Source organism: Candidatus Methylacidiphilales bacterium (genome assembly GCA_025056655.1).
Classification (GTDB): Bacteria; Verrucomicrobiota; Verrucomicrobiia; order Methylacidiphilales; family JANWVL01; genus JANWVL01.
The window spans coordinates 1-13733 of sequence record JANWVL010000152.1; the positions used below are offsets into that span (position 1 = coordinate 1).

General features: G+C 51.2%; 4 protein-coding genes. 2 read left to right on the top strand and 2 right to left on the bottom strand.

The window, feature by feature from the left end; translation table 11 throughout:
* The first annotated feature begins 82 nt into the window (after nt 1–82).
* Both NZM04_09990 and NZM04_09995 read left to right on the top strand, forming a co-directional pair.
* The gene (locus NZM04_09990) at nt 83–2539 is read left to right on the top strand and encodes a DNA topoisomerase III (protein ID MCS7064348.1); all 2457 of its coding nucleotides are present in this window, start codon (nt 83–85) and stop codon (nt 2537–2539) included.
* A 161-nt stretch (nt 2540–2700) separates the two neighbouring features.
* Nucleotides 2701–11559 carry an alpha-amylase family glycosyl hydrolase gene (locus NZM04_09995; GenBank protein MCS7064349.1) on the top strand — a complete coding sequence of 2953 codons (8859 nt, stop codon included), beginning with the start codon at nt 2701–2703 and terminating at the stop codon, nt 11557–11559.
* A 149-nt stretch (nt 11560–11708) separates the two neighbouring features.
* Here NZM04_09995 and NZM04_10000 read toward each other — a convergent pair whose 3' ends face one another.
* Both NZM04_10000 and NZM04_10005 read right to left on the bottom strand, forming a co-directional pair.
* Nucleotides 11709–12461, bottom strand: coding sequence for a hypothetical protein (locus tag NZM04_10000; protein ID MCS7064350.1), 753 nt, complete (start codon nt 12459–12461; stop codon nt 11709–11711).
* Between the two features lie 27 nt (nt 12462–12488).
* The coding region (locus NZM04_10005) for a hypothetical protein (GenBank protein ID MCS7064351.1) at nt 12489–13733 on the bottom strand (1245 nt) is incomplete at its 5' end.

Below are 13733 nucleotides of genomic sequence, written 5' to 3' on the forward strand. Positions count from 1 at the left end.
TGAGGCTCCACAGGTGGAAGCATCACAAGATGAGAACAAAAGAGAGGAGAATCCTCTAGAGTAAGTGAACCGTATCTTAGGTATGTCGAAATCATTGATTATAGCTGAAAAACCTAGTGTCGCGGCAGATATCGCCAAAGCTCTTGGAGGTTTCAAAAAACAAAACGATTACTACGAGAGCGAGACGGCGATCATTACCTCTGCAGTGGGGCACTTGCTAGAGCTGTGTGTGCCTGCAGAAATGGAAAAGAAAAAGGGGAAGTGGACGTTTGAGGCGTTGCCGGTGATCCCTGCAAAATTCGAGCTTAAGCCGATCGAAAAAACGGAGGCGCGTTTGAAGTTGATCAAGAAGTTGATTGCGCGACAGGACGTCAATGTCCTCGTCAACGCTTGCGACGCGGGACGCGAGGGAGAACTCATCTTTCGCTATATCGTTCAGTATTGTGGAACAAAGAAACCGATTCGTCGTCTCTGGCTGCAATCTATGACGCCAGATGCGATTCGGGAAGGCTTTGAACATTTGCGTGCGGATCAGGAGTTGTTGCCGTTGGCTGCAGCAGCTGTCTCGCGCAATGAATCGGATTGGCTCATCGGCATCAATGGCACGCGAGCCCTGACTGCGCTGAATAACAAGGATGGGGGATTTTATCTGACGACAGTGGGACGGGTGCAGACTCCGACGCTGGCTATTGTTGTGGATAGGGAAATCAAAATTAAAAATTTTGTTCCTCGCACCTATTACGAATTGCATGCCACATTTGCTGTGCAAGCTGGCACCTATGTGGGCAAGTGGTTTGATCCAGATTTCAAAAAATCGGATACGGATGAGCATGCGCGCGCTGAACGTATCTGGGAGCGCGCCAAAGCGGAGTCGATATTGAAAGCGTGTCAGGGGCAATATGGAGAAGTCGAGGAAGAAAAAAAGACGACTACACAAGCGGCGCCTTTGCTGTTTGATCTGACCACTCTCCAGCGTGAAGCCAATGCGCGGTTGGGTCTACCGGCCAAGCGCACTTTGGCAATCGCTCAGGCATTGTATGAACGGCACAAGGTGATCACCTACCCTCGCACAGATGCTCGTGCGCTTCCTGAGGATTACCTGCCGACGGTGCGTAAAACATTGGCCGCGCTTCGTGCGCCGACATTAGCGCCGTTTGCTCAAAAGGTGCTTGATGAAGGCTGGCTGAGGATGAATAAGCGCGTATTTGATAACAGCAAAATCTCGGATCACTTCGCAATCATACCGACGACGACAGAGGCAAAGCATCTCGACGAAATGGAGATGAAAATCTACGAGATAATTGCCAAACGGTTGATTGCAATTTTTTATCCGCCAGCGGAATTCGAAGTCGTCACGCGGATTACCCGTGTCGCTCAACACTGTTTCAAGTCTGAGGGAAAAGTCTTGATTGAGGCGGGCTGGTTGGCTGTTTACGGGCGAGAAGATCAGTCTGAAGAGGATTCGGAAAATCGCCTGGTGCCGGTGAAGAATGGAGAGAAACCCTTCACAGAAAAGATTGAGCTTAAGACTTTGCAGACTAAACCGCCAGCACGTTTTACAGAAGCGACTTTGCTTTCAGCGATGGAAGGTGCTGGGAAACTCATCGAGGATGAACAGCTTCGGGAAGCGATGGGCAAGAAAGGACTTGGCACTCCAGCCACGCGAGCAGCGATCATCGAGGGGTTAATCTCTGAAAAATATATAGATCGACTCGGAAAAGAATTAGTGGCTACACCCAAGGCTTTTGCCTTGATGGAGCAACTCAAAGCGCTCGATATTGAGACTTTGCGTTCTCCAGAGCTTACGGGCGAGTGGGAATATAAACTCAAACAGATCGAGGCAGGGGAATACACTCGCGAGCAGTTTATGTCGGAAATTGTCCAGCTGACTCGCACTATCGTGGATAGAGTGAAAAATTTCGAGGAGTCCAGACTTGAACCCAAACCTTTTCCTGCGCGTTCTCCTATTGATGGAGCTGAATTAGTGGAGACCTTACGGTATTATCAGACGCGGGATGGCTCTTTCCGAATTGCAAAAGTGATCTCGGGACGTGTTATGCAGCCTCATGAGGTGATCGAGTTGATCGAGAAACGTAAAGTCGGTCCGTTTTCAGATTTCATTAGCCGAAAATTCAATCGCCCATTTACGGCTACGTTGATTTTGAATGACGAAAACAAGGTGGAGTTCCTCTTTTCCGAGGAAAATCGCGTTCAGCAGGATGAGGAAATAATCAACTCGGAGCCGATCGGGGTATGCCCTGTTGATGGAGCTAAGGTTTACGAAACCGCAAGTTCATATATCTGCGAAAACGCTCTAGGGCAGAAAGCAAGCTGTAACTTTAAGATTTCTAAGAAAATATTAAATCAAATCATCGACCGAGAGCAGGCAGCTAAGCTTCTGCAGCAAAGACGAACGGATTTGTTGACAGGATTCATATCGGCTCGAACTAAGAAGCCATTTAGAGCATATTTGGAATTGAACGAAGAGAATAAGGTTGTTTTTGCGTTTCCAGATCGGACGGCTGCCTCGAAAACCTAAATTAACCGCGAAACTAAGCCCATACTAGGGGTGACGGGCAGGAGGGATGCGGATAGGCTGTCTTTCAGACAACTTGGTGCACGGCTTCACTGCAATTTGCTAGTGTGATTTAGTATAGTAAAGTATATCACATGCGTGTGTCGCATTATCTGTATGTTTGCATGTCAAATTATAGAGCCGAACGCATATCTGTAGCACCAGTTAAGCTCTGGATCGTTCTTTTGTTTGGCTTAATCGGTCAGGCATCCGCACAGGAAGTGGTGCTTCAATTTTTCAATACCCCATGGAAGGAGATACGCGATAAGATCCCTGAGCTAGCAGAGATTGGGTATACTACGGTCTATTTGCCTCCTCCTTTCAAAGCAGGTGGGGGGACTTTCTCATACGGATTTGATACTTACGACCGTTTCGATCTTGGGGAGAAGGATCAGATGGGAACGATACCGACGCGGTATGGAACGGCAGGGGAACTCAAGGCACTTATCCAGACGGCTCACACTCATGGGATCCGAGTTCATTTTGATAACGTGATGAACCATAATGGTGGGCCAACGCCCGGCTATGATGCTAACACGCCACTGAATATCCAACCGGGGATGGTTCCTGAAGATTTTCACTTGCGCACTATCGTGGGCTCCGATGGCAACACGTATTACCGCGTTCAGCCATACGGCTATGATACTTATTTTCTGAATGTTTTTACGACAAGCTTCGGGCTCGACATCGCCGTGGGCACCTCGCAAAACCTGCATTTTGGTCCCAAGACTAAAGACGATGGAGAATTCCCCAATCCGCCTCACCCATTGTATGTAGGCGTGCGCCAGCCAAACTACCCGAACGATCCTTATGCACCCGATACCACGAGATATTACCCTGATTTGGATCTTCCCATCCAGGTGAACGATGGGACGCAGACGATCACCGTTCATCCTTTTGCCAACAAAGAGCCCTACAGCGACGTCGGGCTAGACGGCAATCCCAATACGAACGATTTTGGGGAGAACAACGGTAAGTTCGATTGGAGTGATACGAATAATAACGGACAGCACGATGCGGGAGAGGCGTCTGAGCCGTTTCAGGACGTCGGAGTGGGCGAAGGGAATCCTAACCGTAACAACTTGCAGTGGGGGGCAGGAGATGGGAAATATAACATGGGGAATCCTGTTCCCGAAGACGTGGGCGGGTTCTTGATTCGGGCCGTTCGTTGGTTTACGGATCAATATAAAAGCGACGGTTATCGACTGGATGCCGTCAAGCACGTGCCGGCGAATTTTTTTGGAGATTTCTGGTCTAGCCTAGCCGTGCGAGACCGCAGCATTATCGGATATAACGGGAACATACAGATGCAGTTCAACTTGACGCGAGGATATAGTGATTGGAACAACCACCGAGATACTGTTTACACCAACTTTGGTCCGATAGATGATGCGATGCTCTACGGGGAGTATATCGGTGGGCCGAATGAGATGGGGAATCATTTCAACTCCGGCATGCGCATGGCGTATAACTGGACTCTGGATCGTTTTCGTGATCGCTCATCTGGGTTTGGAAGCCTAGCAGGAGCGGACGCACCAGGGGCTTTTGTGGGACCGTATGGTCCGAGTGGAGAAGTGATGTTTACAGGAAATCACGACAACAACGACATCTCTGGCCCGATGACTGGCAAGGGGACATATATTCCATTATCGGATCGTCCGATCGCGCATGCTTTTATGTTCACCGTAGATGGTCTTCCGATACCTTACACTGATGGCTACAATGAATCTCCCACAACGCCAGGAGAGAAAAACTTCACACAACACGGGGATAACGCTTTCGTAGGGCAGTGGGGCGATCCTCACATTCCAAACTTAGTATATATCAACCAACATTTTGCGCGAGGCACTCAACATGGTCGTTGGAGCGACTCAGGACAAGCCATTTTTGAGCGTCGGGATAAATCGGACAATCCAGCCATGACCGATGGTGACGCGGTGACGATGTTAGCTTGCATACGTCGAATTGGGACAAACAGTGCCCCGCTTCCGCCGTTCACCACTACTTTCGCTGAGGGAGCGACCCTTGTGAATTACTCTATGCACGGGGGACGATTTCAAGTGAAGGTTCAAGGCGGCACCATCAAAAACCTCGATGGCTCAAATTTTATCTTAGACCCCAACAAATACTACGTCTTCTCGTGGAGCAATCCTGAAATCCCTGCAGCATGGAATCAAGGAGTTACTGCCTGGGGTCAGCCCAAGCATAATGTAGACATGCACCCTATCCAGATCTTGCAAAATGGGCAGCCAGTGACCCAGACGGTGATGGTTCGTCGCTACGATGGTAAGGATGGGGACCCTGCGTTCAATCCTTACGGGTTGCCGGACTCCAACACTACAGATCGCGCCTATTTTGCCCCGGTTCCCCGTGTGACCAACGGCACCAATCTTTCCTTCATTGCCAGAGTGGACGGCTCAGCGGAGAACGTTTTATTTAAGCTCAACGGGGGGATAGATCTAAATGGCACTGTGCCGCCCGGCAACACCGATCCGGGGAAACGCGATCATCCGCCGGCTCTTTCCAACAATACGTATTTAGGGTATGAGCAAGGCACCTTCATACATCGCGTTGCAGAAAAGTTTGCAGCAGCAAACGTTATCCGGAATACAATCGGGTCACCTGGCTCGGAGTCCTATGAAGTGACGATAGGCTCTCCTGGTGCCGTGATCTACAACGGCCCGACTAACCTCAACGACTTCACCGGCACAGCACAGTGGGTCTACCACAATCCGCTGGCGAACGATGGCCCTAGCAATGCCTTGCAATTTCAACCTGCTCCCCAGTCGGCTGCAGGGCAACCGATCACACTATGGATTAAGGTCGGCTATCAGAATCAGGTTTCAAAGGTCTTTGTCTACTATACTACAGATGGGGCGACATTTCCTGAGGGAAGCGCCGGGGTGGGACGAGCCAATACCCAAGTAATCGAGGCAACCTGGCAATCGAATGCTCCATTTGATGGGACGGGAATAGCCGATTGGTGGAAAGCTACGCTTCCTCCACAGCCTGCCGGCACGAAGATTCGCTACAAGATCGGCGCTTTTCGCACCAACGCCCCGAGCCGCTTCCCCTTCTCCCCGACAGATATTGCCATTAAGCAACGAATGGAGACGCAATTTGCTATCCAGAACTTTAACGCTACCACTGTGCAATATTTCCCCCACATGGATTATGGGGCTATGACGACGGGTCTCAAAGAGGGGATGAACGTTATTCGTGCCCGCGCATTTTTGAAACGCGACGGAGCCCCCCAAGGGAACGGTAAGCGTGCCCCGATTTTCAACACATTTACCCGAGTCTTCTACTATGACACGAAGCGCCCTGAAGGGATGATACGGTTTCCTGCTACAGATGGCACGACCTTGACATCGCCAAATTACGAATTTGTCGTGCAAGCAGACGACACTGTGACGGAGGTCTGGTATCGCATTCAAGATTCTCTGCCGAGCAACGACGACTCAGTGACCGGTCAAAACAACGGCAATGGAGCCTGGGTGAAGGCCAATGAGCGGCCCCCAACACCTGGCCTGCCGAACTCTTTCAACCGCGAATGGCGATTCAACTACATCAACATCCCCTCCTCTGGGACAGCGACCATCCAAGTGCGTCTCAGAGAGATCAGTTCATCGCCCAACCATACCCTCACCGACGTTGCAGGTCACTACACCACTCTTACTCGTACGGTGAACACACAAGGTCCCGGCTACGAGATGTATGTTGGCTGGCCGCAAAACGATGGGGATACGGTTTTCCAAGGTTATGATCTGAAGGTGTATTTCTCAAAAATGCTCGGCAACAATATCTCTAAGGAGGATCTCATTAAATGCTTTACCCTTAAAATCAATGGAACCACACAGCCCTTCTATCTCTACGACATTGTTTACAACGAGACACCCAACCACCACGCTCTCAAATTCACGCTCCCTAACCTCTACAACGGCAACCCCAACTTCCTTCATGAAATTAAAGTGCATTTCTTCCGGAACGGTTTCCTTCCTCTGATGGCAGAGCGCTTGGTCAAGGCTCAGCCGGTTTCAACGCCGCTGGTGAATTTCATTACGCCTCCTGCAGTCAATGCAGACAATACGCCCTTTGTCCTTACCCTGCCAGAGAAGGCAAGCCTTCAGCCTGCAGATCGAGAATACACTGTCACAGTTGAAACGAGCAACACAGTGCAAAATCTTAACATAGTATTCCAAGGCACAGGCCCTGGCACCTTTGCTCTCGACGATGTGGAGACGCTCAACACCATCAAAAAGTGGAGTTTTATCTGGAGTTTGCCCATGAATAACAACAAGACAGTGTTGGAGGGAACGTTTACCCTCAAAGCGAATGCCGATACAGACGGCAACACCTCTACCATCGAGGCCACGGCGACGCGAGCCGTTCAAGTCCGCCTGCTACAACTGGTAGCGGCAAATCCGAACGATGCCGATGACGATGACGATGGTTTGCTCGATGTAGATGAGACTTCTCCGAAGTCTCTTCCGACCACGCCATCTGCATCATGGAACAACGGCGATGTGCACATTCACTTCACTTATGGTCTCACGAATCCGCTAAGCCCTGACTCGGACGGTGACGGACTGCCCGATGCGCTCGAGCTTGGATTCCGCACGCCTATCAATGCCTCTGCCACGAATCTCTCGGCTGATACGAACGGAGATGGCATACCCAACTTCATCGCTGATCTTGATCCGCCTTTTTACAATACTACGGACAACATTGGTAAAGTGCCTAACGTAGATCCTGCTGGGATAGATTGGCGTCGTGCTGAGCTACGGGGAGGCACCACTACCGATCCAAATAGCCCCGACACGGATGGTGATGGCCTTCAGGACGGCATCGAAGACGCCAATCGCAACGGGTGGACAGATGGAGATGGACAGTCGCTCGCTCCCAATCAACAACCTGCCCTCACTCGCCAGTGGCCCAACAACAAAATTGATACAGGCGAGAATTGGCATGAGACGGCGGCCAACCTAGGCGACTCTGATAATGACGGGCTATCCGATGGGAACGGCGAAGACAAGAATTTCAACGGTCGCACAGACCTCTTCCTCCTTTATTCCAACAATACGCAAAAAGAAATTCTTCTCTCTCAGACTACTGACGGCGCACAACACGTGGCTGGCGCTTCCTACCGATACGGCGGGCAAACCTCCCGAGGAATTAACTACTCCGCCCTATTTGCAGACTACAGCCCTGCAGGAAACGGTATCAAGCAGAGTGGTGGTTGGCCTAAGATACTGATCAAAGAGACGGATCCACTGCGGGCGGATACGGATGGTGACGGCCTCCCCGATGGCTGGGAGGTCAACCAAGGGCTGAATGCGCTGGATAATGGCACCTACAATTTCTTCAGTGGCACAGCGGGTTCGCCTGCCAACGGGGCGACTGGCGATCCTGACAACGACGGTTTCACCAACTTGCAAGAGTTTATTAACGGCACTAATCCGAAGTCGCCCAATACAGGCACGCCGCCTCCTCCTGGCTCCATCGTGATCGGCCCAGGGGCAACGACGACCGTGGGGGCAGCAGTGAACGATAATGTATTCACCGATTGGTCAGCGAATGACATCATCGCCTTGGATCGCTTTGATCCGTTGGAGGTATCGGGAGGCCTGGGGACGAACGGAGGTGACGTTTATTTCAGGCCATGGCAGAGTGATAACTGTGAGCGATCGCGCGATCTACTCGCTTTCTACGCACGGGATGGTGGGTCAGACGGACGGTTCTATTTCCGTGTGGATCTACTCGATCTGCGACAGGCGTGCATCGAAAAAGGATTCGATCTCTACATATTGATTGACACAGGCAACGTAAATGTGGGTGAAGCCAAGCTTCCGGATAATCTCAATGTGCTCACAAAGATGCGCTGGGAGGTAGCGATAGCGGTGCGCGGGCCGAATCAAGGCACCGTCTTCGTGAACAAACCCGGTAGCCCGAACACTAATGTGCTCACCGATAACATCAACTACTCAGCGAATGATGTCGAGGTGCGAGTAAGCCAGCCGGGAAGCCCGCATGCGACTGGCCTTCAAGCAGCTTATTTTGACTATGGGCTTGATTCGATCGAGTTTTCGATTAGTCGCCAGGCCCTTCTGGATGCGGGTTGGAATGGGATCAATCCGAGTCAGTTAAATTATCAAGTCATCACGACACGAGATGGGCTAAACACTTTACCGCTCTCCGCTAGCAACCCAGGTGGCGTTCTCGACGGTCCGAATATTCACGATACAATTCGAAACGACTGGTATACGGAGGATGAGGCGGGGACGACGACGTCGCCGATTGGGATCGACCAATACCGCCTAAATAAGAGGCTCGAATTACTGCAGTATCCGTTGCCCCAGTGGGTAGGGGTGAATGCGGATAATGATCGTGGAAAACGGATCAAAGTGATTCATGTAGTGCATGGGAATGAACCTCTGTTGCCAGCATCGACGATACAGCAGTATATCAACAACGGTGCCGGAGCAGGCTACTATCGTGTGCTAGATGCTCACCAGGCGTTTAATGTTCCTTTCACGCTTCACATCACGCCGACATTGGCCTCAGCTATACAATGGGCGGAAGTGAATCCTAATGCGAATAAACCGTGGCGCGACGGCCCTGCATTCAATCAACGGATCAAGAATTTCGTCCAGCAAGGATTGACGAAGCTTACCGGCACAACATTTGCCGATCATCCGTTGCCATACTATCCGCTCCAGTTTACGCAGTCGAGTGTGCAGCTTGCAAAGGAGATTCTCGATGGGATTTACGGAGCTGGGGCGACATCGACGAAGGTATTTTGGGCGCCGGAGCGGATATTGAATGCGAACGCGCTCAATTTAATCCAGCAGATGGGCTTTAACTATACGTTTATCGATCAGCCGACTCATATGCGACAGTGGGTGAATCATTTGACGCCGCTAAATCCATTCTTTGGTTTTAATGCCTCGATCGGGGTAGACGCGCATCGGATCAATACTTTTAATGGAGTGCGATGTCTACCGATAGTGCGACCCTTCGATCTGATCCGACAAACGAATCAGGACAACGGCTTACCGATCAATCAACGACAGTATTTGGCGGGGCGAGCAAATGAGGGGGTCTGGGATGGGCAACATCCGCAGGTGGTGACGTTGGTTTCGTATTTTGATGATTTCCGGGATAAGCTGACAGCGGATGCATATGACGTGAATTTACGATGGATGGCCAATAAACAGTGGATACAGTTTGTGACGGCAGATCAGATTGCGGATAATGTGATTGATATATCGGTGCCGCCAGACAACGTGCCGGATACGTGGAATACGGTAAATCGTGGCAACAGCACGACGTTGCCTAATGTAAGTTACGAGTGGCTACATTATGCGACGCGAGAAAATTACGATCATTGGTATAATGGTCTGCAAGTGAACGGGCAGCCTGTCTATCAGGGTTTGCGAGATACTTTCCTCAACATTCGTACGGCAGTGCCGCTTCCGAAGCCTTATGGGACGCTTTTGGGAACGGGTTCTGGTATTCTGAAGGATGCATGGGATAAAGTGCTCTCGATTCCGAATGCAGCGACAGATTTGGCTCGGCTGGCTGGAATGACGTTATTTACTGCCAATCGGCTTGCGGGTTTCCACAATCAGACAAATCCGAATCTAAATTTTGCGCGTTTCTCGAATGGTTCATTCGTTTTTCCGGATAATCCGGATAATTTAGCGGCTTTTGCTCGTGTAACGCAGTCGCAGGCACGGTTTGCAGCGGTGTATCATCGGGTGCATACATGGGCTATCTCTGCGCAGAATGGAGTTTACAATGGGGCTGCGCAGGCATCTGCGGAGGACATAGATTTGGATGGAGAGAACGAGTATTTATTGATGAATCAACATATATTTGCCTACTTTGAGCGCATGGGGGGCCGTCTTATTGCCTCGTGGATTCGGGATCCGCAGACAAATCAAGTTTACCAGACGACGGGCAATTTTCTCTCGTATTCGAATAGTGAGGATGAAAGCGAGGGAGTTGCGAACGTATTTAACAACACTCCTGCGGCACATCGGACTTCAGGGTTCAAAGATAGGTGGGCGATTCAAGGTGGGAACGGGACTACGACAAATATCAATGCTCTTTACAACGTGACTCCAGCGAGCTCAGGGAGCACGGCCGGATGGACTTTCTCCACATCTACTATACAGAAGACGATCACTTTGGGTGCAAATTCAAAAGCGCTTCAGGCGACTTATACCCTTTTGGGTGGAGTCACTCAGTTATTTGTTCGGTTTGGTCTTAGTCCACATCTTTCCGATCTGCTTGCTAACGGCCAAAAGAATTTGCTGCCTGTGCAAAATACCGGGGGTATCTTTACTCTCGTGAATGATGCGCCATCGGCAAAGGTGACCACTTCGGTGATCTATGGTGCAGGAGGAAACAATGCTACGTTTAATGCTGCTGCGAATGATGATGATGGGCTATTCGATGCTCGTCCGATGCGCAATCAAAGTCTTACTCACCAAGTCGAAGTTACAGGCGGCAGCACCTTCCAAGTCGCTCTTGGCTTTGATATCCAGCCAAGCACATTTGATTCCGATGGTGACGGGATGCCGGATGCTTGGGAGACGGCGAACGGGCTTAATCCTAATAATCCTAATGGCATCAACGGGGCGGGTGGTGATTTTGACGGCGACGGTCGGACGAATTTTGCGGAATACGTTCTTGGCACTTCCGCTAATAACTCTTCTGATGCTCATCTACCTATCCTTCAAATCACGCCTTTGGGGGCCTTGGGGAATCAACTTCAATTTGCTACGCTGACGGGGCGTCAATATCGAGTGCAGTTTACTAACTCGCTGACAGCTAATCCCACTTGGAGTGCTGCATCAAATTGGATGAATGGCACTGGGGGCGTCATGACCTGGATCGATAATGGTAGCACGACGGGCTCGCATCCTAATTCTGCGCCGCGAAGATTTTATCGCCTGGAGGTGCAGCTCGCTCCTTGATGGGCGGCTGGGTTAAGTTGGTCTTGGGTTTGGGCGATTCGGTTGTGAATGGGGTTTAATGAAGGTTGGGTGTAGGGGCAAGGGGCTGTGGTGAGGCTTTCTGGTGCTGTGGTTTTTTTTTGGAAGGTGTGGTGCTTGTGGTGCTAGGTTTATTCTTCGGGCAGTGTGGACACGTCGATGATGGAGCCGTCTTCGGCGACGATTTCGACCAGCGGGTTGGGCTTGATGAGGTCGTGGTGAAGGGTGTAGATGTCTGTCTTGACGGCGTAGTAAAAGAAGCGCCGGGCGGTGGTTTCGTAGATGCCGATGGGCCAGATGAGGTCGCCGCGGGGGTGGGGGGCTTTTAGGGTGATGCGGAAGGTGGCGGGGTCTACGTCGTTGTATTCGATGAAATCTCCGTAGTCGAGGCGGCGGACTTCTTTGTCGTTTTCGAGGATGATGAGGGGGAGGTCTTGGTAGAAGTTGCGGATGTGGACGTCGGTGGTTTGTTTAGTGGCCGGGTCGTAGGTGTCGTTGATCGTCTCGATGCGGTATTTTCCGTCGCGGCCGAGGAGGAGGATGGTGTAGTATTCGTCGCGCTTGATGTTGAGGGTGACTTCTTGGATGGGGGTGTTTGGGGATTCGGGGCGGATGAGGGAGAAGGTGTAGGTTTCTGGCTCGAGGTGAGCGAAGTTGCCTGTCCACAAGAGCGGCATGGATGGGGCGATGGGGATCGGTTTTTTTTTGCCATCTATGATTTGGAGGGAGATGCTGGGATTGGGGTCGACGATGGCGTTGAGGATGCGGATGTAGCCGAAGTTTTTGTTGCGGAGTTTTGCGCCTTTGGGGAGTTGACTCGGCAAAATGGCGTGGAGGGAGAATGGTAATAACGCTAGGAGGAGAAGAGGGGTGAGGGTTTTCATAAGCGGATTGAGCGGTTGATGGGTATATCAGTAATATTCAGCGCTGATGATTTTAATGAGGTAGTCGGATGGCGGGCTGAAACGTTTTTGGGGATCATATTTTACATCATGTCGGTCGTTGATTGTGATGCTAGAGTTATTGCTGGCGTTTTCGTAATCTATTTTGTCGTAGGGTGCTTTGGGGTTGTAGTTTCGAAGGGCGGGATTCTCATTGTAAACGGGATGGAGAGAGAAGGTGACTTTGGCTTTTGCCGTGGCCATGGGGGTTGGGTTGGAGGAGCCTGGGGCTTGTGTGAGGGATTGGCCGACGCAGTAAACGGTGAAGACGTTTCCGCGAGTGGTGATGACTTCTGCGAGGCGGGCGAGGAGGGCTTCGCGTGTGCGACCGGTGGCTTTGGCCATGTCGATACCGAGGAGGTTGGTTTCGCTGAAAAGGTAGCGACCGTTGAATTGCAGCTCTGAGAGCTGGCCGCGCTCGGCGAGGGCAGTGGGGGCGATGGTGATGGGCATGGCTGGGTTGAGATTTTTGTAGGCTTGAACAATGGAGTTGACGAGGCTGTCGATTTCTGAGTTGGAGGGGTTTTCTTTGTTGATGAGGTAGGGGTCGTAGACGTCTGATTTTTTGACGATATCTGCAGAGTTGTTTTCAATGGTCTGGTTGTATTCCTTGAAATTAAGGCGGTGGAAGAGGGCGCGGAGGGTGCGGCCGTTGTCGCGGAGGAGGCCGTTGATGTTGTAGGCGCCTGGGAGGTGGAGGTGGGGGATGGTGGTGAAGAAGTCGATGAGGCGCCATGCGGCGAGCATGTAGGTTTGAGGTTTGGCGGGGTCAACGATGAAGCCGTTGGGATTGTGGTCGGGGAGGTTGGGACGGGCGTCGCTTTGGCCGATGTTGAGGGATGTGCCGCCGGGTTGAGCGAAACGGACTTCGTCGAGGTTGCTGGCGTAAACGACGGGGTCGAAGACACGGCCGAGGTCAGCGATCGAGTCGAGGTTCATTTGGCGATGAACGGCATAGGCTGAGAAGATGGCGTTTAGGGCGCCTGGTTGGCTAAGGGCTTGTGGGCTATGGGGGAGGTCACGCCATTTGAATTGGGGAATATTCAGAGCGAGGAAGCGGTTGATGATGTTAAAGCCGAAGAGGCTGTCAGGGTTTTGAACAACTAGATTGCGAACACTCGCTGCCGCTGGCATGGAGTTGCGAATGCTTTGTTGAGTGATGTTATTGTTAGAGAAGAGATAATACTGATCAAGAAAACCGATCGGGTCTCCAGT

Bases quoted from the DNA above. Each gene is read 5' to 3' on its own strand.
- NZM04_09990 (MCS7064348.1), top strand. From the start codon at position 83: ATGTCGAAATCATTGATTATAGCTGAAAAACCTAGTGTCGCGGCAGAT.
- NZM04_10000 (MCS7064350.1), bottom strand. From the start codon at position 12,461: ATGAAAACCCTCACCCCTCTTCTCCTCCTAGCGTTATTACCATTCTCC.
- NZM04_09995 (MCS7064349.1), top strand. From the start codon at position 2,701: ATGTCAAATTATAGAGCCGAACGCATATCTGTAGCACCAGTTAAGCTC.